The following is a 20,390-nucleotide window of genomic DNA, read 5'->3' on the forward strand; positions in this document are numbered from 1 at the left end:
GAGTGCGATTCCGTGAACTGCGCTTCGGCTTGGGCGTCTTCGTCCTTTCCCTGGGCGTCCTGCTGGTCCGGTTCCTGGTACCGCGGCCGGTCGGGATGGCCGACAACGGCGACGGCTGGCGCCTGCTGTGCGACCTCGGCGGCCGGCACCCGGAGCTGAGCTCCGAGTTCTACGTGCACTTCAGCTACGGGCCGGGCTCGGCCTGCAAGAGCGACTACATCTCCAGCCAGGCGTGGCTCGACTGGTTCGCGAGCAAGCTCGGCAAGGTGCTCGGCTCGTCGGCGGAGCTCAACCTGCTGGTGCTCGGCGCGATCACGTGCGTGCTGGTCGCGGCAGGCGTCGCGGCGACGGTGCTCGCCCTGGACCTGAGCCGCCGCAACCGCGTCATCGCGGCGGTGCTCCTGCTGCTCGTGATGGCCGACTCGGCGTTCTTCGGCTATTTCGCGTCGGTGCTGAGCGAAGGCGCCGGGTTCGTCGGGATGCTGCTGATGACCGGCGGCCTGCTGCTGATGAGCCGCACGGGCGCGGCGCGGTACTGGGGCGCGGCGCTGACCGTGGTCGGCGCGCTGATCGGCATCAACGCGAAGTCGCAGACGCTGCTGCTGATCCCGCTGTTCGTGCTGGCGCTGGCGCTGGTCAAGCCGCTCGGGAAGCGCGGCCGGGCGCGGTGGCTGCTGCCGCTGGGCGTGCTGGTGGTCGTCGGCGCGGGAACGGCGGCGGTGCAGTCCCACGGCGACCCGGCCAACGCCGAGTACCGCGAAGCGAACATGTACCACGTGGTGTTCGACAGCATCGTCGACGGCAAGCACGACACGGACGCCGACCTCGCGGCCCTGGGCCTGCCGCCGAGCGCGAAGAAGTTCATCGGCACGGGCTGGTGGGCGGCGCACCCGTGGACGGACGCGGACTACAACGGCTTCCGCGACAAGATCAGCCGCCGCAACGTGGTGAGCTACTACGCGGCCCACCCTCAGCGCACGCTGCAGATTCTCCAGCAGGGAGCGGTCGACACGCTGACGGCGCGCCCGTCCCGGCTGGGCAGCTTCGCGGAGTCGTCCGGGCTGCCGAAGATGGCGCAGGAGTACCGGGTGCCGGTGTTCTCCGGGCTGTCGAAGCTCGCGGCGCCGCTGGGGCTGTTCGTGCTGGTCCCGTTCTGGCTGCTGATCGGCTGGGCGGGCGTGCGCGCGTTCCGCCGGCACCGGCGCGAGTACGGGATCGTGGTGTTCTTCCTGCTGCTGTTCGCGGTGGGGCAGTTCGGGCTGTCCGCGCTCGGCGAGGGCGTCGAGGGCGTGAAGCACCAGCTGCTGACGCTGTTCCCGACATTCCTGGCGTTCGTGTTCGCGGTCATCAGCCTGTTCCCGAAGCCAGCGCAGCCCGAGCCAGAGCCCGAAGAGGTCCCGGACGTGGACCAGCCGACCGAGGTCTTCGAGGCCTTCCGCGAGCCGGAGAAGCCCGCCGTCCGCTAAACCGCACCGGCCTCCCAGGCGTGGGGACGGCGGTGGTCCGGGACCAGCCCGGGCACCGCTGGTTGTGGAGGCAAGATGCGGTCATTCGTGCGGAAGTTCGCCGTCGTCGCCGGTGTCGTGGTGGCGGGAGTCGTCGTGGCGCCCGTCACCCAAGCCCAGGCGGCGACGGTGGCGACCTGCCCGGGCAGTGAGGTCTCCGGGTTCCCGAAGTCCCTGAAGAACTCCCTCGGGGAGCTGGCCGGCTCGCTGCACCTCTGGTACTCCAGCGCGAACGGCGGCACCAACTGCGCGAAGGTCTACGACGACATGTCCGGGTCGCACTCGATGTCGGTCAGCATCCGCCGATCCGACCAGTCCACGCCGGTGACCGACTCGGGCACGTTCTCGACCTACGCGGGCGGCGTGGTGGTCACCGGGACCAACGGCAAGTGCATCTACGTGTCCGGCAACCTCTCGCTGGGCAGCGGCTCGGTCAACCAGTTCCGCGCCTCGGCAGGCCCGGTCGCCTGCGGCTGATCCCCCGGGCTGGGCCGCCGGACGGCGGCTCAGCCCGCCGAGGCGGCCAGGCGTTCCTCGCGGTCCGCCGTCGCCAGGGCGTCCAGCACGCCGTCCAGGTCGCCGTCCAGGACCTGGTCGAGGTTGTACGCCTTGTAGTTCACCCGGTGGTCCGAGATGCGGTTCTCCGGGAAGTTGTACGTCCGGATCCGCTCCGACCGGTCGACCGTGCGGACCTGGGACTTGCGGGCGTCCGACGCCTTCGCCGCCGCCTCCTCCTCCGCGATCGCCTGGAGCCGGGCCTGGAGCACCTGCAGGGCCCGCGCACGGTTCTGGATCTGGGACTTCTCGTTCTGGCACGACACCACGATGCCGGTCGGCAGGTGCGTGATCCGGACCGCCGAGTCGGTCGTGTTGACGCTCTGGCCGCCCGGGCCCGACGACCGGAAGACGTCGATGCGCAGGTCGTTCGGGTCGATCTCGACCTCGACCTCCTCCGGCTCCGGGTAGATGAGCACCCCGGACGCCGACGTGTGGATCCGGCCCTGGGACTCCGTGGCCGGCACGCGCTGGACGCGGTGCACGCCGCCCTCGAACTTCAGCCGCGACCAGACGCCGTCGACGACCGCCGACTTCGTCTTGATCGAGAGCGTGACGTCCTTGAAGCCGCCCAGGTCGGAGTCGACCGAGTCGAGGACTTCGGCCTTCCAGCCGTGGCGCTCGGCGTAGCGCAGGTACATCCGCAGCAGGTCGCCGGCGAACAGGGCCGACTCCTCGCCGCCCTCGCCGGACTTGATCTCCATCACGACGTCGGAGCCGTCGTACGGGTCGCGCGGCAGCAGCAGCTCGGTGAGCTTCGACTCCAGCTCGGGGATCTTCGCGGCCAGCTCGTCGGCCTCCGCGGCGAACTCCGCGTCCTCCGAGGCCATCTCACGAGCGGCCGAGAGGTCGTCCCGGGCGGTGTCGAGTTCGTGGACCGCGCGGACGACCGGCGTCAGCTCGGCGTAGCGGCGGCCGAGCTTGCGGGCGCGCGCCTGGTCGGCGTGCACCGCCGGGTCCGCCAGCTGGGTCTCCAGCTCCGCGTGCTCGGCGAGCAGCCCCTTGAGCGAGCTCGAATCCACCTCTGCCACCTCTCAGCCCGGGAAAGCAAGACACCGTGTTCACAAAAGACGACGACGCCCACTCGCGCAGGCGAGTGGGCGTCGTCGGAAAAGCTACTTGGCGTCGGCCTTCTTCTGGCGCTTGCCGTAGCGAGCCTCGAAGCGCGCGACCCGGCCACCGGTGTCCATGATCTTCTGCTTGCCCGTGTAGAACGGGTGGCAGTTCGAGCAGATCTCGACGTGGATGTTGCCGCTGGTCTTGGTGCTGCGCGTGGTGAAGCTGTTGCCGCAGTCGCAGTTCACGTTGGTGACCACGTACTCGGGGTGAATGCCGCTCTTCATGGTGTCCTCTCTCGTTGGCTCCGGGTCCCCAGTCGTTCCGCGGGGTGAACCGGCGCCGGACTTCAGCGGGTGATTCTGCCAGACGGGCAGACGCTCACTGGAACGCACCCCGCTGACCTGGTATTCCGAACGTGCCGGAGGCCTCCCCGCGGCGAAGCGGGGAGGCCTCCGGTGAGTACGTTCAGTCGTCCTCGCCGCCGCCGAGGGCGGTCTTCGAGACCTGCATCAGGAACTCGACGTTGGTCTTCGTCTTCCGCAGGCGCGAGATCAGCAGGTCGATGGCCTGCTGCGAGTCGAGCGCGTGCAGCACCCGGCTCAGCTTCACCGTGACCGCGAGCTCGTCCGGCGAGAGCAGCAGCTCGTCCTTGCGGGTACCGGACGGGTTGACGTCGACCGCCGGGAACACGCGGCGCTCGGCGATCTTCCGGTCGAGCTTGAGCTCGGCGTTACCGGTGCCCTTGAACTCCTCGAAGATGACCGTGTCCATCGTCGAGCCGGTCTCGACCATCGCCGTGGCGAAGATGGTCAGCGAGCCGCCGTTCTCGATGTTGCGCGCCGCGCCCAGGAACCGCTTCGGCGGGTACAGCGCGGTCGAGTCGACACCACCGGACAGGATCCGGCCGGACGCCGGGGCCGCCAGGTTGTACGCACGGCCCAGCCGCGTGATCGAGTCGAGCAGCACGACGACGTCGTGGCCCATCTCGACCAGGCGCTTGGCCCGCTCGATCGACAGCTCCGCGACCGAGGTGTGGTCCGACGGCGGCCGGTCGAAGGTCGAGGCGATGACCTCGCCCTTCACCGAGCGCTGCATGTCGGTGACCTCTTCCGGACGCTCGTCGACCAGGACGACCATCAGGTGGCACTCGGGGTTGTTCGTGGAGATCGCGTTCGCGATGTCCTGCATGATCGTGGTCTTACCGGCCTTCGGCGGCGACACGATCAGGGCGCGCTGCCCCTTGCCGACCGGCATGATCAGGTCGATCACGCGGGTCGTGAGCTTGTGCGACTCGGTCTCGAGGCGCAGCCGCTCGTTCGGGTACAGCGGGGTCAGCTTGGTGAAGTCGGGACGCCGCTTGGCCTCGTCCGGCTCCAGGCCGTTGATCGAGTCGACGCGCACCAGCGGGTTGAACTTCTGCCGCTGCTGCTCGCCGTCGCGCGGCTGGCGCACGACACCGGTGATGGCGTCCCCGCGGCGCAGGCCGTACTTGCGGACCAGCGACAGCGAGACGTACACGTCGTTCGGGCCGGCGAGGTAGCCGGAAGTCCGCACGAACGCGTAGTTGTCGAGCACGTCCAGGATGCCCGCGACGGGCAGCAGGACGTCGTCCTCGCGGATCTCGGTGTCCGGCGAACCGCCGTCACGCTGGCCGCCACCGCTGCCCCGGCGGCGACGGTCGCGGAAGCGACGGCCGCGACGGCCGCCTTCCTCGTCGTCGTCCGGCTGCTGGTTGCGGTTGTCCTGGCCGCCGCGGTTGCCGCCGTCCTGCTGCTGGTTGCGCTGGCGGTTGCCGTCCTGGCGGTTGCCGTCCCGGCCGCCGCCCTGGCGCTGCTGGTCGCGGTTGCCGCCGCTCTGGCCCTGCTGGCGGTCGCCACCGCCCTGGCGGTCACCCTGCTGGCGGTCGCCGCCCTGCTGGCGGTCACCACCCTGCTGGCGCTCGCCGTCGGGCGAGCCGGCGGCGCGGTTCGAGCCGCGGCGACGGCGGCTGCGGCCACCCTCCTCGGGCTGGCCGTCCTGGCCGTCCTGCTGCGGGCGCTCGGCCTGCGGCGGGGCGTCGGCCGGGGCGGACGCGGCGGACTCGGCCTTCGGCTCCGGCTTGCTCTCGACCGGGGCGGCGGGCGCCTCGGCCTTGGGCTCGGCCTTCGGGGCCGCGGCCTTCACCGGCTCGCCGACGCCCTCGAGGGGCAGCGTTTCGGCGGTCGCGCGCTTGCGGGACTTGCCCTGGCGCTCGCGGATCGCGGCGATCAGGTCGCCCTTGCGCATGCCCGTCGTCTCGCCGACGCCGAGCTCCCCAGCCAGCGAACGCAGTTCGGCGACGGTCTTACCGGTCAGCCCGCCGACCGTCTTCTTGGGAGCGGGGGCGGTGCCGTTCGACTCCGCGGCGCTGCTACCCACGTCGCTCAAAAGATCGGTGTTGCTCACACATGTCCTTCCTGACCGATCCACGCCTCCAGGCGGATCAGCGGACTGCCGCTCGCTTCTGATCGCGAACCGGCGTATCTGCCCCCCGATACGGGAGATGAGCTCTTCGGCCGTGCGGAACACAGCTGGAGCGCCTCCACCACAGGGTTTTGCGTCCTCCATTCGGAGGACACGGAATTCGGCACCGCCGAAACCGGAAACCCGCCTGCGTTCATCCGCGTTACCCCGCTCGCCAGGCGGTGCGGATTCGGCGGATCAACGAAGGATGCGATCCGGGAGGACCGGCATCGGGTGCGGAAACGCACGGTGATCGAACGCCCCCGAGGGTAGACCGCGGCGGTTCCGGGTGCAACAACCACCCCCCGCGTGGCGGGTGCCGCGGCAGGCACGTGACCCAGCCTTCACTGAGCCGCAACCTGCACACCCGTGAGATCCACGGGCAGCTCGAAGACGTCGAAGCCTTCAACGCCGACCCCCGGCGGGAGTATTCCCGCGGTGGTCAGCGCGAGCACCGTGGGACCCGCGCCGGACACCGCCGCGGCCACTCCCCGTGCACGCAGCGTCGCCACCAGCTCGCCGCTCGCCGGGTACGCCGGGGCGCGGTAGTGCTGGTGCAGGCGGTCTTCGGTGGCCGCGAGCAGCAGCTCCGGCTTCGCCGTCAACGCGTGCACGGCGAGCGCGGCGCGGCCCGCGTTGTGGGCGGCGTCGGCGTGCGGGACGGTCGCCGGCAGCAGGCCGCGCGTGGTCGCGGTGGCCGAGCGGACGGCCGGGACGGCCACGACCGGCCGGATCGATTCGTGCGGCGCGAGGCGCTCGGCGTGGAATTCGCCACCCTCGCACCAGGCCAGGACGAACCCGCCGAACAGACTCGCCGCGGCATTGTCGGCGTGGCCCTCGAAGCCGGCGGCCAGCTGCAACGCGCCGAAGGCGTCGAGCTCGCGGCCCGCGAGCGCGTACCCGGCGGCGACGCCGGACACCACCGCGGCGGCCGACGAGCCGAGGCCGCGCGCGTGCGGGATCGCGTTGTGGCAGCGCAGGTGCAGGCCCGGCGGCTCGACGCCGAGGTGCGCGCAGGTCTCGCGGATCGCGCGCACGACCAGGTGGGTCTCGTCGGTCGGGACGTCCTCGACCCCGCCCGCGCCGGCGTCGACCACCTCGACCTTGAGGCCGCCGTCGGTGACCTGCACCTCGACGACGTCGTAGAGGCCCAGTGCCATGCCGAACGCGTCGAAGCCCGGCCCGAGGTTCGCCGTCGACGCCGGGACGGTGACCTTGAACCCCGCCGACGTGCTCTTCCCCGCGGAGGCGGCGTCGGACACCGCGCTCACCGCAGGTCCAGCGCCGCCGCGACCGCCGAGGGGTCCACCGCGAGGGGTTCGACCTCGACGTTGCCCGCCAGGGCCGTCTGCGGGTCCTTCAGGCCGTGCCCGGTGACCGTGCAGACCACGCGGGAGCCCTTCGGCAGCCGTCCGTCGGCGGCGGTGGCCAGCAGGCCGGCCACGCTGGTGGCCGACGCGGGCTCCACGAACACGCCCTCGCGCCCCGCCAGCAGCCGGTAGGCCTCGAGGATCTTCTCGTCCGTCACGGCTTCGAAGAGGCCGTTCGACGCGTCCTTGGCCTTCACCGCGGCCGTCCACGAGGCCGGGCTGCCGATCCGGATCGCGGTCGCGACCGTCTCGGGGTCGGCCACCGGCTCGCCGTGCACCAGCGGTGCCGCGCCGGCCGCCTGGAAGCCGAACATCCGCGGCGTGTTCTTCACCACACCGTCGGCCGCGTACTCCGAATAGCCCGCCCAGTAGGCGGTGATGTTGCCCGCGTTGCCGACCGGCAGGCAGTGGATGTCCGGCGCCGTGCCGAGCACGTCGCAGATCTCGAACGCGGCGGTCTTCTGGCCCGCGATGCGCACCGGGTTGACCGAGTTGACCAGCGTGACCGGGTAGTCGGCCGCGGTCTTGCGGGCCAGCTCGAGGCAGTCGTCGAAGTTGCCGTCGACCTGCAGGATCCGCGCGCCGTGCAGCACCGCCTGGGCGAGCTTGCCCATCGCGATCTTGCCCTGGGGCACCAGCACCGCGCAGGTGAGGCCGGCGCGCGCGGCGTAGGCGGCGGCCGAGGCGGACGTGTTGCCGGTCGACGCGCAGATCACCGCCTTGAGCCCGCTGGCGAGCGCGTGCGTGATGGCCACGGTCATCCCGCGGTCCTTGAACGACCCGGTCGGGTTGGCGCCCTCGACCTTGAGGTGCACCTCGCAGCCGGTCAGCTCCGACAGGTACCGCGCGGGCAGCAGCGGCGTGTTGCCCTCGCCGAGCGTGACGACCTGCGCGCCGTCGGGGACGGGGACGCGGTCGCGGTACGCCTCGATGAGCCCGGGCCAAGGGTGCTTGATCACTGGTCCTCGCCTTCCACCCGCATCACGCTGACGACTTCGTGGACGACGTCGAGCTTCGCGATTTCGTCCACAGTGGACTGCAGCGCGGCGTCCGGGGCCTGGTGGGTCACGACGACCAGGCTCGCGCGGTCGCCGACGTCGCTCTGCCGCACGGCCGCGATGCTCACCCCGTGCCCGGCGAACGCCTGCGCCACCTGGGCGAGCACGCCGGCGCGATCGGCCACGGAAAGGCTTACGTGGTAACGGGTCGGCGTCTGGCCCATCGGCCGCACGGGCAGCGCCGCGTGCGCGGACTCGCGCGGGCCGCGGCCGCCGGCCACGAGGTTGCGGGCCACCGCGACGAGGTCGCCGAGCACCGCGCTCGCGGTCGGCGCGCCACCCGCGCCCTGGCCGTAGAACATCAGCTCGCCGGCGGCGTCGGCCTCGACGTAGACGGCGTTGAACGCGCCGCCGACCCCGGCCAGCTGGTGGCTGCGCGGGATCATCACCGGGTGCACGCGGGCGGAAACCGACTCGACGCCGTCGTCGTCGGTCACGCGTTCGCAGATCGCCAGGAGCTTGACCGTGCGGCCCAGCATCCGGGCCGCGCCGAGGTCGGCGGCGGTGACGTCGGCGATGCCCTCGCGGTGGACGTCCGAAGCGGTCACGCGGGTGTGGAAGGCCAGCGACGCGAGGATCGCGGCCTTCGACGCGGCGTCGTAGCCGTCGACGTCGGCGGTCGGGTCGGCCTCGGCGTACCCGAGCCGGCTGGCCTCGTCGAGCGTCTCGGCGTAGCCGGCGCCGGTCGAGTCCATCGCGGACAGGATGTAGTTCGTGGTGCCGTTGACGATGCCCATCACGCGCGTGATCCGGTCGCCCGCGAGGGATTCGCGCAGCGGGCGCAGCAGCGGGATGGCGCCGGCGACGGCGGCCTCGAAGTAGAGGTCGGCGCCCGCGGCGTCGGCCGCCTCGAACAGGTCGGCGGAGTGCTCGGCCAGCAGGGCCTTGTTCGCCGTGACCACGGACTTCCCGGCCTTCAGCGCGGCGAGCAGCCAGCCGCGCACCGGCTCGATGCCGCCGACCAGCTCGACCACGACGTCGACGTCGTCGCTGGTCACGAGCTTCTCCGCGTCGGCGGTCAGCAGCTCCGGCGGCAGCTCGGGGTGCTTGTCCGGGCGGCGGACGGCGATGCCGGCCAGCTCGACCGGCGTGCCCGCCCGCGCGGCGAGCTCGTCGGCCTGCTCGGTGAGCAGCCGGGCGACCTCACCGCCGACGGTCCCGCAGCCGAGCAGGGCGACGCGCACGGCCCGGCGTTCCTCTGGGGCAGCCACTGTGTTCAGACCTCCAGGCGCAGCATGTCGTCGGTCGTCTCGCGCCGCAGCAGCAGCCGGGAGCCGCCGTTGCGCACGGCGACCACGGCCGGGCGGGGCTGCCGGTTGTACGTGCTCGCCATCGAGTAGCAGTAGGCACCGGTCGCCGCGACCGCCAGCAGGTCGCCGGGAGCCAGCGTGTCGGGCAGCCAGCAGTCTCGTACGACGATGTCGCCGGACTCACAGTGTTTTCCCACCACCCGGGACAGTACGGCCTGCACCGGCCGCCCGGCGTCTTCCGCGGAGCGGGAAACCAGCCGGACGTCGTACACGGCGTCGTACAGGGCGGTCCGGATGTTGTCGCTCATCCCGCCGTCGACGCTGACGTACCGGCGGACCGCGTCGTCGCCGAGCGCGACGTCCTTGATCGTGCCGACTTCGTACAGCGTGACGGTGCCGGGACCGGCGATCGCGCGGCCCGGCTCGCCGGCGATGCGCGGCACCGGCAGGCCCGCGTACGCGCACTCCTTGCGGACGATCTCGCGGATCTGCGTGATCATCTGCGCCGGCGGCGGCGGGTTGTCCTTCTCGGTGTACGCGATGCCGAAGCCGCCGCCCAGGTCGACCAGGCTCAGCTGGTCGAGCAGCTCGGGGCCGTGCTCCTTGGCCAGGTCGGCGAGCAGCCCGACGACGCGGCGGGCGGCGACCTCGAAGCCGTCGGCGTCGAAGATCTGCGAGCCGATGTGGCTGTGCAGGCCGACCAGCTTGAGCGAGCGCGCGTTGAGCACGCGGCGCACCGCCTCGGCGGCGTCGCCGCTCGCGAGGGAGAACCCGAACTTCTGGTCCTCGTGGGCGGTCGCGATGAACTCGTGGGTGTGCGCCTCGACGCCGACGGTGACCCGGATGAGCACCGGCTGCACGACGTCGTGGCGCGCGGCGATGTCACCGAGCCGGGCGATCTCGAAGTACGAGTCGAGCACGATCGTGCCCACGCCGGCGACGACCGCGGCTTCGAGCTCCGCGGGCGATTTGTTGTTGCCGTGGAAGGTGATCCGCTCGGCCGGGAAGTCCGCGCGCTGCGCGACGGCGAGCTCGCCGCCGCTGCAGACGTCGAGGCTCAGCCCCTGCTCGGCCACCCAGCGGGCGATCTCGATGGAGAGGAAGGCCTTGGACGCGTAGTGCACCAGCGACGGGTCGTCGAACGCCTCGGCGTAGTCCGCGCAGCGGGACTTGAAGTCGGCTTCGTCGACGACGAACAGGGGCGTGCCGTGCTTCTCGGCGAGCTCGCGGACGTCGACCCCGGCGATCCGCACGACGCCGTCGGCGGCGCGGAAGGTGTTGCGGGGCCACACCTTCGCGGGCATCTTGTCGAGCTCGTCGGCGCCCGTGGGCTGGAGCCCGGAGGTGTCGGCGTGGGGGTAGACGTCGGCGTGCCTGGGGCCCGCGGGGTGCGCCATTTCTTACATCCGTTCCGGAGCGGAGACACCGAGGAGCGCGAGGCCGTTCGCCAGCACCTGGCGGGCGGCTTCGCAGAGCGCGAGCCGGGCGTACGTCAGAGGGGTCGCCTCTTCGTCGCCCATGGGCAGCACGCGGCCCACGGTGTAGAACTTGTGGTAGGCGCCCGCGAGTTCTTCGAGGTAGCGCGCGATCCGGTGCGGCTCCCGCATTTCGGCGGCGCGGCGCACGGTTTCCGGGAACTCGCCGATGGTGCGGATCAGGTCGCCCTCGGCGGGCAGCGTCAGCAGTCCGAAATCGACGTCCGAAGTGGACTTCAGGCCGAGATCGGCCGCGTTGCGCTGCAGCGAAGCCAGCCGCGCGTGGGCGTACTGGACGTAGTAGACGGGGTTGTCGTTGGAGTGCTTGCGCAGCAGGTCCAGGTCGACGTCCAAAGTGGAGTCGACGGAGTAGCGGATCAGCTCGTAGCGGGCCGGGTCGACGCCGACGGCCTCGACGAGGTCCTCCATGGTGATCACGGTGCCCGCGCGCTTGGACATGCGCACCGGCTTGCCGTCGCTGACCAGGTTGACCATCTGGCCGATCAGCACCTCGACCGTCGCCGGGTCGTCGCCGAACGCGGCGGCCGCGGCCTTGAGGCGCGCGATGTAGCCGTGGTGGTCCGCGCCGAGCATGTAGATGCAGAGATCGAAGCCGCGGTTGCGCTTGTCCTTGAAGTAGGCCAGGTCGCCGGCGATGTAGGCCGGGTTGCCGTCCTGCTTGATGACGACGCGGTCCTTGTCGTCGCCGTACTCCTTCGACTTCAGCCACCAGGCGCCGTCTTCGAAGTAGAGGTTCCCGGAGTCCTTCAGCTCTTGGACGGCCGCGTCGACCGCGCCCGACTCGTGCAGCGAGTTCTCGTGGAAGTAGACGTCGAAGTCGGTGCCGAACTCGTGCAGGCTGGACTTGATCTCGCCGAACATCAGCTCGATGCCGATCCGGCGGAACGTCTCGTGGCGCTGCTCCTCCGGCAGCGACAGCGCGCTCGGCTCCTGCTTGAGGACGTTGGCGGCGATGTCGTTGATGTAGCCGCCCGCGTAGCCGTCCTCCGGCGCGGGCTCGCCCTTCGCGGCGGCGACCAGCGACCGGACGAACCGGTCGATCTGGGCGCCGGCGTCGTTGAAGTAGTACTCGCGCGTGACGTCGCCGCCCTGCGCGGCCAGCACGCGGCCCAGCGCGTCGCCGACCGCGGCCCAGCGGGTGCCGCCCAGGTGGATCGGGCCGGTCGGGTTCGCCGAGACGAACTCCAGGTTGATCCGGGTCCCGGCCAGCGCGTCGCCGCGGCCGTACGCGGCGCCGGCGTCGAGCACCTGGCGCACGATGTCGCCCTGCGCGGCCGCGGCGAGCCGGAAGTTGAGGAAGCCGGGGCCCGCCACCTCGGCCGAAGCGACGCCGTCGTCCGCCGAGACGGCCTCGGCGAGCGCTTCGGCGAATTCGCGCGGCTTCAGCCCGGCCTTCTTGGCCACCTGCAGCGCCAGGTTCGTCGCGTAGTCGCCGTGGTCGGGGTTGCGCGGGCGTTCGATGGTCACCTGCTCCGGCAGCACGGTGTCGTCGATGCCGCGTGCGGTCAGTACCTGCACGGCGGAGCTGCGGACCAGGTCGGCGAGAGCGGCGGGAGTCACTCGTCGAATTCTAGGTGTGCCCAGGTGGGGCGCTCGCATCGGTCTCGGCCACGTCACGGCGGGCATCCGCGTGAGGTGTTAACGGTGATCAGACGAGTGGTCTCTACACTGGCCCGGGCGGGAATCCGTCCGCAGCCACCAGAGGGAGAACGCGGGAGCCATGGCGAACCGGACAACTAAGAAAAAGGGGTCGGCCGTGAAGGCGGCCCGCGGTTCCGTCGTGAGCAAGAAGGGCACGCCGTGGGGCACGATCATCGCCGTCGTGGCCATCGTGGCCCTGCTCGGCGCCGTGATCACCTACTACATGGTGAAGTCCGCGCCGAAGCGTGAGCAGGCCGGCCGCGAGGCCGCCGCCGCGTCGTTCGCGCCGACCGCGCAGGACCCGGACCCGTCGAAGCGCATCCCCGGCGTCGTCACCGCGACCTACACCGGCAGCGTGCACGTCCTCCCGACCGAGCGCGTGGCCTACGACAAGACCCCGCCGTTCGGCGGCCCGCACGACCAGACGTGGGCCACCTGCACCGGCATCGTCTACCCGACCGCCGTCCGCACCGAGAACATGGTGCACGCGCTCGAGCACGGCGCCGTCTGGATCGCCTACAACCCGCAGCAGGTCTCGGGCGACGCGCTCAACCTGCTGAGCGTCCGCGTCAAGGACAAGCCGTTCACGATGATGTCGCCGTACCCGGGCCTGGACAAGCCGATCTCGCTGCAGTCGTGGGGCCACCAGCTGAAGCTGGACGACGCCAACGACGCACGCATCGACGAGTTCATCGCCGCGCTGCGGAGCAACCCGAACGGCGTCTACCCCGAGGTCGGCGCGTCCTGCGACGCCGTCCCGGGCCAGTTCGACCCGGACAACCCGCCGCCGTTCGACGCGTCGAAGCCGGGCCCGGACGCCAAGCCGATGGACTACAAGGGCAGCACGGCCGCGCAGGGTGAGGGCGGCATGCCCGCCACGTCCGCGCCGGCGACGTCCGCGCCGGCCTCGCCGACCCCGACCAAGTGATGGCCGAAGCCGACCTCGACACCGACTTCGAGACCGAAGAGGTCACCGAGCAGCCGACGTGGTCGCGCTGGGTGATCATCGGCGGGACGCTGCTGGCGGTCCTGCTGATCGGCGCGACGGCGGGGATGTTCTTCACCCGCGCCGTCGACGATCCCGGGACGGCGGCCACTCCCGCCGCCGGTTCGGTCGAGGTCGGCTTCGCCCAGGACATGTCGACGCACCACCTCCAGGCGGTGACGATGGCGGGCATCGCCCGCGACCGCACGACCGACCCGGAGATCAAGCAGCTGTCGTTCGACATCGAGCGCACGCAGCTCGAGCAGGTCGGCCGCATGAAGGGCTGGCTCATGCTGTGGGACCAGCCCGAGCAGGCGATCGGCGCGCCGATGAAGTGGATGACGGAGCCGATGGCGGGCCACGACGGGATGTCGATGGGCACGTCGTCGGTCAACCCCGCGGGCGGCGCGCTGATGCCGGGCATGGCGACGGACACGGACCTGAAGAAGCTGCGCTCGCTGTCGGGCCGCGAGTTCGACGTCTACTTCCTGCAGCTGATGCTCCGCCACCACGAGGGCGGAACGTCGATGGCCCAGTACGCGGCGGCGCACTCGTCGCTGCCGGCGTTGAAGGCGCTGGTGAACAGCATTCTGGCTTCGCAGGGCGCGGAGATGGACCAGATCAAGCTGATGCTTTCGGGCCGGGGCGCCCAGCCGCTCCCGGCGTAGCTACCAGGACAGTTCCTGGCAGCGGCGGGCGCACTGCGGCGCCTCCACCTGCAGCGTCGCGTGCTCGATCGCGTAGCGCGAAGACAGCAGGTTCTGCGCCTCCGTCAGCACGTCGGACTGCTTCGCGGGCGGCGCCAGCGTCAGGTGCGCCGAAGCCACCTCCATGCCCGAGGTCAGCGTCCAGACGTGCAGGTCGTGCACGTCCGCGACGCCCGGCAGCGCGGCCAGCTCGGCGTTGATCGCCCCGACGTCGACGCCCTGGGGCGCGTGCTGGAACAGGATGCGCAGCGCCCGGCGGGCCAGCGTCCACGTGCGCGGCAGCACGAACAGCCCGATCGCGACACCGATGATCGGGTCGGCGTAGCGCCAGCCCGTCAGCAGCGTCACCGCGCCGCTGACCAGCACGCCGACCGACCCGATCAGGTCGGCCAGCACCTCGAGGTACGCGCCGCGGACGTTGAGGCTCTCCTTCGCCCCCGACCGCAGCACGGCGAAGGAGACGATGTTGGCCGCGAGACCGGCCGTCGCGGCCAGCAGCACGGGCAGGCCGGGCACCGCGGGCGGGTCGCCGATCCGGCCGACGGCCTCGACGACGACGTACCCCGCGACGCCGAACAGCAGGACCGCGTTGGCCAGCGCGGCCAGGACCTCCGCGCGGTAGAGCCCGAAGGTGCGGCTGACCGTGGGCCCGGTGCGCCGCGCGAGGACGATCGCGGTCAGCGCCATGCCGACCCCGAGGACGTCGGTGAACATGTGCGCCGCGTCGGAGATCAGGGCCAGCGAGCCGGTCGTGAAGCCGACGACGAACTCGAGCACCATGAAGCCGGCGCCGACGCAGAGGGCGATGGCCAGGCTCCGCACGTACCGGCCCGAGGCGCTCGCCGGCGCGCTCGTGTGCCCGTGTCCGTGGCCGTGTCCCATTCCGCCTCCGTCCTTCACCGTCGAGGCCAACATATAGTCGGATGCGCATATGTGCAATAGAGGGCACCCTAAGTTCACCCTCCCGAAAGCTACTACCCGCGGCAGCGCCCACCAATCCACCAGGCGGGGTTCTCACCCGGTGGACTTCGTCACGCTTCGACGTCGCTAGCGGACCAGCCGGAAGAACCCGCGGACCTGCTCGACGAACAGCTGCGGCTGCTCCAGCGCGGCGAAGTGCCCGCCGACGGGCAGCTCCTCGAACCACCGCAGGTCGGTGTAGCGCTGCTCGGCCTGCCGCCGCGACGGCCGCACGATCTCCCGCGGGAACACCGAAACCCCGGCCGGCACGTCCACAGTGGACAGGTCCCGGTCGTTGTTCTCCCAGTACATCCGCGCCGAGGACGCCGCCGTCGCGGTGAACCAGTAGACGGAGATGTCGTCGAGGATCTTCTGCCGGTCGACGGTGTCCTCCGGGTGCCCCTTGTTGTCGGTCCAGGCCCAGAACTTCTCGGCGATCCAGGCGGCCTGCCCGGCAGGCGAGTCGGTGAGGCCGTAGCCGAGCGTCTGCGGCCGCGTGCCCTGCTGCGCGGAGTAACCGCTCCCGCTCCGCCGGAACTCCTCGAGGTCGGCGAGCGCTTGGCGCTCTTCGGGCGTCGGATCGTCCAGGGTCATGCGCACGGGAGCGAAGTTGACGTGCACGCCGGCCACCCGCCCGGACCGCGCGAGGGCGTTGGTGACGGCGGCACCCCAGTCACCGCCCTGGGCGCCGTAGCGGTCATAGCCGAGTTCCCGCATGAGCAGGTCGAAGAGCTCGGCGACGCGCGCGATCTTCCGCGCGGGCTTGTCACTCCACCCGAACCCGGGCAGCGACGGAGCGACGACGTGGAAGGCGTCACGGGGGTCGCCGCCGTACTTCGCGGGGTCACTCAGCGGACCGAAGACGTCGAGGAACTCGGTGACGGAACCAGGCCAGCCATGGGTGAGAACGAGCGGCAAGGCATCGGCCTCGGGCGACCGCAGGTGCACGAAGTGCAGGCCGACGCCGTCGACGTCGGCCCGGAACTGCGGAAAGGCGTTGAGCCGCGCGGCGAACCCGAAGTCGTACTCTTCGGCCCAGTCCCGGCAGAGTTCACGCACGTAGTCAAGGGGAACACCCTGAGACCAGTCCCCGACGGTCTCGGCCTCGGGCCACCGAGTCCGCCGGAGCCGCTCCCGCAGATCGGCGACATCGGCCTCGTCGAGAGACACCTGGAACGGCTTGACCATCTCGGCTCCTTCAGGTGGGCTTCCCACGCTAGCGACGGTCCCGTGAGCCGATCAACTTCAGGCCGTTGACCAGGGGTTTCGCGAGTCGGACCACCTGCGCGCGAGGGGTCGTCGCGATGCGCTAAGCTTTCCGAGTCGCCCAGCGATGGGCCCTCGTAGCTCAGGGGATAGAGCACTGCCCTCCGGAGGCAGGTGTCGCAGGTTCGAATCCTGCCGAGGGCACCCCCACGGGAGCGGGAAAAACCGCTCCTTACCAGCGGTTTCACGTATGAAGCGGTTCTTCCCGTCCTCCGACTGACTACGGCCAAACACGGGTGGCTCTTCCCAATGCGTTCCCACGGGAACACATTGGGAGCCCTCGGTCAGCTGTCCAAGTCGGTCCGCGGCTTGTGGCCGAGGATCTTCTCGATCCGGGCTCGGTTGGCCTCCTCTCCCCCGTCGAGGAACGCGGCATAGACCTCGAACAGCACGCCGACCGAGTGGCCGGCCCACTCGGCCACGGTCGCTGGGTCGACGCCCGCCACCAGCTTCGTGCTCACCGCCGCGCGTCGGCGCGCGCGACCAGCGCGAGCATCTCCTCCCGGGTGGCGGCCTCGTCGCCGGCCGGCGCGGGCTGCGGGATCCGTCCGGTGGCGAAGTGCCACGTGACGGTCGCGTCGTCCCCGGCGTCAGGCAGCAGGGGGAGCGTGTGGCGCCGGGCCTGCCCGACCGGCTCCGGGAGCCGGAAGGTGACCGCCGGCCGGCGGTCCGCCGTGCTGGTCTCGATCAGGATTTTCCGATCGGCCTCGATGGCCGGTTCGGCGAGCAGGGTCGCGGCGAGGATCAGGCGGGCGCGGTCCCCGGCCGGTATCCCCGCCTCGCCGCAGGCGGTGCGGAGGTCTCGGCGGATCCGGAGGAGCTGGGGGTGCATCAGCTGATCCGGAAGACGGTGGCCATCCGGTCGGCCGCGCCGAGCCCGGTGCCGAGGGTGGCCGTGGTCGTGTTGCCGTCGAGCAGCCGGTGTTCGAGGTCGGTCATGCCGGGACCGTCGTCGGCGGGACCACCGGATCGCTCATGGCTTCCAGCGCGTGATCGTAACGGTCGTGCCGCGGCCGGGCGCGGTGTCGAGGTGGAAGTCGTCGACCAGGCGGCGGGTGCCGCCGAGGCCGTGGCCGAGCCCGGCGCCGGTGCTGAACCCGTCGGTCATCGCCTGCTCGACGTCGGCGATCCCCGGACCTTCGTCGCGCACCCGCAGCCGCAGCCCCACGCGGCCGCGGTCGTCGCGAAGCGCGGTGATCGTCACCGTGCCGCCACCGCCGTGGATGTAGGCGTTGCGGACCAGCTCGCTGGCCGCGGTGACGATCTTCGTCTGGTCGACGATGGAGAAGCCCGCGGCGACCGCGGCCGCCCGCACCGCGTGCCGGGCGGTGAGCAGGTCCTCCTCGGCCTGGATCACGTGCCGCCCGGCCGGGATGTCGTGTTCCGGGTCGGTGAGTTCGTCAGGGAGTATGAGGCGCCTCGGCGGGACGGCGCCAGCCCAGCAGCTCCATCGCCCGCTCGGCGTCGAGCGCGGTCCGGACGCCGGTGAGCCGCAGCCCGAGCTCGGTCAGGGTCAGCGCGACGGCCGGGCGCATGCCGGCCACGATCATCCGCGCGCCCAGCAGGCGCCCCGATTCGGCCAGCTGCATGAGCACGCGGGCGACGAAGGAGTCGATGATCTCCAGCCGGGAGATGTCGATGATGACCCCGCGGATGCCCTCGTCGGCGATCCGGGCGGTGAGCTCGTCGATGATGGCCAGCGCCGTCTTGTCGTCGAGGTCGCTCAGCAGCCCGGTGAGCAGGATGTCGCCGAGCCGCAGGATCGGCAGCCCGGCGTTCACCCGGTCACCGCGGCGGGCCGGCCGCCGCCGTCGCCGAGCAGCCGCAGCGCGGTGGCCAGCGCGTCGGCGAGCGAGCCGCGGGTGACGATGTGCGAGAGGTCGATGCCCAGCTGGGTGATGGTCTGCGCGATCGACGGGCGGATGCCGCTGACCACGCAGTCGGCCCCCATCAGCCGGACCGCGCCGACGGTCTGCAGCAGGTGCTGCGCCACGGCGGTGTCGACGGTGGGGACGCCGGTGATGTCGATGATCGCGACCCGCGCCTGGTGGGCCTGGATCGCCTCCAGCAGGCTGGTCATCACGACCTGGGTGCGAGCGCTGTCCAGGGTGCCGATCAGGGGCACCGCGAGGACGTGCCGCCACAGCTGCACGACCGGGGTGGACAGCTCGAGCATCTGGCTGTGCTGCTGGCGGATGATCCGCTCGCGCCCGTTGACGTAGACGGCGAAGGACAGCACCCCGGCCCGGTCGAGCAGTTCGTTGACCAGCAACGCCGTGCGGTAGCGCAAGGCCGGCTCGCCGCTGCGGCATTCGATCGCGGTGAGCAGCGTGCCCTTGAGCGCGAGGATCGCCATGGCGGTCGCGGACGGCTCGGCGCCCGCGCGGGCCCGGCGTTCCGACAGCGACGTCAGGGCGTCGCGCACGGCCCCGTCCTGTTCGACGATCCGACCGACCGGCACCGTGGTGCCCATGGCAGCGCGCAGCGCCTCCAGCAGATCGGTGGCCTCGCGGCTAAGTTCCCGCTCATCCTCGGGCGTACCCGGACCCTCCACCTGCTGCCGGACCCAGTCGTTGACCAAACTGGTGTGGTCTTGTTCGAGGGTCTGCCTCAGCAGATCGCGGACGGCGGCATCGTCGGTCCCCGGCACCGGGTCCTCCTGCGGTCGGGGCGCGCGCTGTTGTACGCCGGTGGACTGTTGTCATGCAACAACAGTGGAGGGTACCGGTGCAAGACCAGGACTTCACGCCGACCCGTCGGTGTCCCGCCCCGCGACGACCGCGCGCGACTGGCGGCCGGGCTCCACTGTGGCATCCCTATGCTGAACCGGCAGCACAGCTCACGCGACCCGCCGTAGACCGGCACGCCGGAGCGGCGCACACTCGACAGACTGACCGTGGGCCACTTCGCGCGCGGTCCCCCGGAGCAGGAGGCCCGTGTTGGACAGATCCCTGGCGGTGGAACGCCGGCTGCGTGATGTTCCACCCCACGACCTGCCCGCCGCGCTGCGCACGGCACTGGCCGAGCACTTCGGGGCCGAAGCCGTCGAGCTGCTGATGGCCGACTACGCCCTCACCGAGCTGTGCCAGGTGAGCACCCTGCCGTTCACGAACGACCCGATCCCGGTCGAGGGCACGGTTCCCGGCGAGGCGTTCGTCGCCCAAGCGGCCACCTTCGAGCACGACGGCGGGCGCGTGACGGGGTACCTGCCCGTCAGCGTCCGCGGCGACCGCCTCGGCATCCTGGCCGTCACCCTGCCGGCGGAACCGGAGCCACCCGTCTGGGCGGAGCTCGAGCGGTTCGCCGAAGCGCTCGCGCACGAACTGTTCGTCGCCGACCGCGACACCGACCTCTACATCCAAGCCCGCCGCTCCTCCCGGCTGACCCTGGCCGCCGAGATGCAGTGGCAGCTGCTGCCCGGCCGCGCCTGCACCCGCCCCGAGTTCGCGCTCGGCGGCCAGCTCGAGCCCGCGTACGCCATCTACGGCGACTGCTTCGACTGGTCGGCGTCCGCCCGGAGTCTCGCCGTCACCCTGATCAACGGCATGGGCGACGGCAGCGAAGCCGCCCTGCTGACCAACCTCGCGGTCAACGCCCTGCGCAACGCCCGCCGCGCCGGAGTCGAGCTCGACGCCCAGGCCGAACTCGCCGACCAGGCCCTCTACGCGCACTACCGCGGGGCCCAGCACGTGGCGGCCCTGTTGCTTAAGTTCGACCTCGCCACCGGCCAGGTCGACGTCGTCGACGCCGGTTCCCCGCGGTTGTGGCGGCTGCGCGACGGCAAGGCCGAACGCGTCCTGTTCGACGAACAGCTCCCGCTCGGCTCCTTCGAAGACACCGTCTACACGGCCCACCAGTTCCAGGCCGCCGACGGCGACCGGTTCGTGTTCGTCAGCGACGGCGTCTACAACGCGGCCGGCCCGCACGGCGACCTCTACGGCGACCGTGAACTCGCCGAGGCCGTCACCGTGACCGCGGACCTCCCGGCCGCGCACGTCCCCGGCGCGATGCTGCGGGAACTCACCACCCGCCGCGGGGGGGGGGCCCCCGCCGCCGC

Annotated in this window: 20 protein-coding genes and 1 tRNA gene; 6 read left to right on the forward strand and 15 right to left on the reverse strand. The window is 71.4% G+C overall.

Features of this window, described 5'->3' with window-relative positions:
- Nucleotides 1-2: 2 nt before the first annotated feature.
- A complete protein-coding gene (wsfD, locus tag ABFJ78_RS35915) occupies nucleotides 3-1,466 on the forward strand; it encodes a glycan biosynthesis hexose transferase WsfD (protein ID WP_436391701.1) in 1,464 nt (487 codons plus the stop codon).
- A 75-nt stretch (nucleotides 1,467-1,541) separates the two neighbouring features.
- Nucleotides 1,542-1,982 (forward strand): hypothetical protein, encoded by a 441-nt coding sequence (locus ABFJ78_RS35920; protein WP_436391703.1) that lies wholly within the window; start codon nucleotides 1,542-1,544, stop codon nucleotides 1,980-1,982.
- A gap of 29 nt (nucleotides 1,983-2,011) precedes the next feature.
- On the opposite strand, the gene prfA is transcribed toward ABFJ78_RS35920, so the two are convergent.
- The 8 genes from prfA to argS all read right to left on the reverse strand — a co-directional run bounded on the left by prfA (nucleotide 2,012) and on the right by argS (nucleotide 12,334).
- Nucleotides 2,012-3,082, reverse strand: a complete 1,071-nt coding sequence (prfA, locus tag ABFJ78_RS35925) for a peptide chain release factor 1 (RefSeq protein WP_436391705.1) — start codon at nucleotides 3,080-3,082, stop codon at nucleotides 2,012-2,014.
- A gap of 93 nt (nucleotides 3,083-3,175) precedes the next feature.
- Complete coding sequence (gene rpmE / locus ABFJ78_RS35930) at nucleotides 3,176-3,403, reverse strand: 50S ribosomal protein L31 (protein ID WP_003102730.1); 228 nt, start codon at nucleotides 3,401-3,403, stop codon at nucleotides 3,176-3,178.
- Between the two features lie 181 nt (nucleotides 3,404-3,584).
- Nucleotides 3,585-5,543, reverse strand: coding sequence for a transcription termination factor Rho (gene rho / locus ABFJ78_RS35935; RefSeq protein ID WP_436391707.1), 1,959 nt, complete (start codon nucleotides 5,541-5,543; stop codon nucleotides 3,585-3,587).
- Between the two features lie 401 nt (nucleotides 5,544-5,944).
- Nucleotides 5,945-6,862: a homoserine kinase gene (gene thrB, locus ABFJ78_RS35940; RefSeq protein WP_436391709.1), complete on the reverse strand. Its 918-nt coding sequence runs from the start codon at nucleotides 6,860-6,862 to the stop codon at nucleotides 5,945-5,947.
- Between the two features lie 5 nt (nucleotides 6,863-6,867).
- On the reverse strand, nucleotides 6,868-7,929 hold the full coding sequence (gene thrC, locus ABFJ78_RS35945; RefSeq protein WP_436391711.1) for a threonine synthase: 1,062 nt from the start codon (nucleotides 7,927-7,929) through the stop codon (nucleotides 6,868-6,870).
- Entirely contained in the window at nucleotides 7,926-9,239 is a 1,314-nt protein-coding gene (locus ABFJ78_RS35950) for a homoserine dehydrogenase (RefSeq protein ID WP_436391713.1), read from the reverse strand. The genes thrC and ABFJ78_RS35950 overlap by 4 nt, the downstream gene beginning before the upstream one ends.
- A 5-nt stretch (nucleotides 9,240-9,244) precedes the next feature.
- The gene (gene lysA, locus ABFJ78_RS35955; RefSeq protein WP_436391715.1) at nucleotides 9,245-10,675 is read right to left on the reverse strand and encodes a diaminopimelate decarboxylase; all 1,431 of its coding nucleotides are present in this window, start codon (nucleotides 10,673-10,675) and stop codon (nucleotides 9,245-9,247) included.
- 3 nt (nucleotides 10,676-10,678) lie between these two features.
- Complete coding sequence (gene argS, locus ABFJ78_RS35960; protein ID WP_436391717.1) at nucleotides 10,679-12,334, reverse strand: arginine--tRNA ligase; 1,656 nt, start codon at nucleotides 12,332-12,334, stop codon at nucleotides 10,679-10,681.
- 196 nt (nucleotides 12,335-12,530) lie between these two features.
- Between argS and ABFJ78_RS35965 the strand changes: the two genes are divergently transcribed.
- Both ABFJ78_RS35965 and ABFJ78_RS35970 read left to right on the forward strand, forming a co-directional pair.
- Nucleotides 12,531-13,343 carry a DUF3105 domain-containing protein gene (locus ABFJ78_RS35965; protein ID WP_436391719.1) on the forward strand — a complete coding sequence of 271 codons (813 nt, stop codon included), beginning with the start codon at nucleotides 12,531-12,533 and terminating at the stop codon, nucleotides 13,341-13,343.
- Nucleotides 13,343-14,068 carry a DUF305 domain-containing protein gene (locus tag ABFJ78_RS35970; protein ID WP_436391721.1) on the forward strand — a complete coding sequence of 242 codons (726 nt, stop codon included), beginning with the start codon at nucleotides 13,343-13,345 and terminating at the stop codon, nucleotides 14,066-14,068. Before ABFJ78_RS35965 ends, ABFJ78_RS35970 begins: the two co-directional genes overlap by 1 nt.
- Here the strand turns inward: ABFJ78_RS35970 and ABFJ78_RS35975 are convergent, their stop codons facing one another.
- Together ABFJ78_RS35975 and ABFJ78_RS35980 are read right to left on the reverse strand one after the other, a co-directional pair.
- On the reverse strand, nucleotides 14,069-14,989 hold the full coding sequence (locus ABFJ78_RS35975) for a cation diffusion facilitator family transporter (RefSeq protein ID WP_436391723.1): 921 nt from the start codon (nucleotides 14,987-14,989) through the stop codon (nucleotides 14,069-14,071).
- 165 nt (nucleotides 14,990-15,154) lie between these two features.
- Nucleotides 15,155-16,255: an epoxide hydrolase family protein gene (locus ABFJ78_RS35980; protein ID WP_436391725.1), complete on the reverse strand. Its 1,101-nt coding sequence runs from the start codon at nucleotides 16,253-16,255 to the stop codon at nucleotides 15,155-15,157.
- Between the two features lie 149 nt (nucleotides 16,256-16,404).
- Between ABFJ78_RS35980 and ABFJ78_RS35985 the strand changes: the two genes are divergently transcribed.
- Nucleotides 16,405-16,477 (forward strand) — tRNA-Arg (locus ABFJ78_RS35985).
- Between the two features lie 140 nt (nucleotides 16,478-16,617).
- On the opposite strand, the gene ABFJ78_RS35990 is transcribed toward ABFJ78_RS35985, so the two are convergent.
- From ABFJ78_RS35990 to ABFJ78_RS36010, 5 genes are all read right to left on the reverse strand, one after another.
- A complete protein-coding gene (locus ABFJ78_RS35990) occupies nucleotides 16,618-16,794 on the reverse strand; it encodes a hypothetical protein (RefSeq protein WP_436391727.1) in 177 nt (58 codons plus the stop codon).
- On the reverse strand, nucleotides 16,791-17,165 hold the full coding sequence (locus ABFJ78_RS35995) for a hypothetical protein (protein ID WP_436391729.1): 375 nt from the start codon (nucleotides 17,163-17,165) through the stop codon (nucleotides 16,791-16,793). The genes ABFJ78_RS35990 and ABFJ78_RS35995 overlap by 4 nt, the downstream gene beginning before the upstream one ends.
- A gap of 141 nt (nucleotides 17,166-17,306) precedes the next feature.
- Nucleotides 17,307-17,744, reverse strand: a complete 438-nt coding sequence (locus ABFJ78_RS36000; RefSeq protein WP_436392016.1) for an ATP-binding protein — start codon at nucleotides 17,742-17,744, stop codon at nucleotides 17,307-17,309.
- Complete coding sequence (locus tag ABFJ78_RS36005) at nucleotides 17,734-18,114, reverse strand: STAS domain-containing protein (protein WP_436391731.1); 381 nt, start codon at nucleotides 18,112-18,114, stop codon at nucleotides 17,734-17,736. The genes ABFJ78_RS36000 and ABFJ78_RS36005 overlap by 11 nt, the downstream gene beginning before the upstream one ends.
- Entirely contained in the window at nucleotides 18,111-18,983 is an 873-nt protein-coding gene (locus ABFJ78_RS36010; protein WP_436391733.1) for an STAS domain-containing protein, read from the reverse strand. Before ABFJ78_RS36010 ends, ABFJ78_RS36005 begins: the two co-directional genes overlap by 4 nt.
- Nucleotides 18,984-19,272: 289 nt before the next feature.
- On the opposite strand from ABFJ78_RS36010, the gene ABFJ78_RS36015 reads away from it, so the two are divergent.
- The coding region (locus tag ABFJ78_RS36015; protein WP_436391734.1) for a PP2C family protein-serine/threonine phosphatase at nucleotides 19,273-20,390 on the forward strand (1,118 nt) is incomplete at its 3' end.

It is taken from the genome of Amycolatopsis sp. MEPSY49 (assembly GCF_051337345.1).
GTDB lineage: Bacteria > Actinomycetota > Actinomycetes > Mycobacteriales > Pseudonocardiaceae > Amycolatopsis.

Bases quoted from the DNA above. Each gene is read 5' to 3' on its own strand.
- ABFJ78_RS35995 (WP_436391729.1), bottom strand. From the start codon at position 17,165: ATGCACCCCCAGCTCCTCCGGATCCGCCGAGACCTCCGCACCGCCTGC.
- ABFJ78_RS35975 (WP_436391723.1), bottom strand. From the start codon at position 14,989: ATGGGACACGGCCACGGACACGGGCACACGAGCGCGCCGGCGAGCGCC.
- ABFJ78_RS35970 (WP_436391721.1), top strand. From the start codon at position 13,343: ATGGCCGAAGCCGACCTCGACACCGACTTCGAGACCGAAGAGGTCACC.
- rpmE (WP_003102730.1), bottom strand. From the start codon at position 3,403: ATGAAGAGCGGCATTCACCCCGAGTACGTGGTCACCAACGTGAACTGC.
- ABFJ78_RS35920 (WP_436391703.1), top strand. From the start codon at position 1,542: ATGCGGTCATTCGTGCGGAAGTTCGCCGTCGTCGCCGGTGTCGTGGTG.
- lysA (WP_436391715.1), bottom strand. From the start codon at position 10,675: ATGGCGCACCCCGCGGGCCCCAGGCACGCCGACGTCTACCCCCACGCC.
- ABFJ78_RS35980 (WP_436391725.1), bottom strand. From the start codon at position 16,255: ATGGTCAAGCCGTTCCAGGTGTCTCTCGACGAGGCCGATGTCGCCGAT.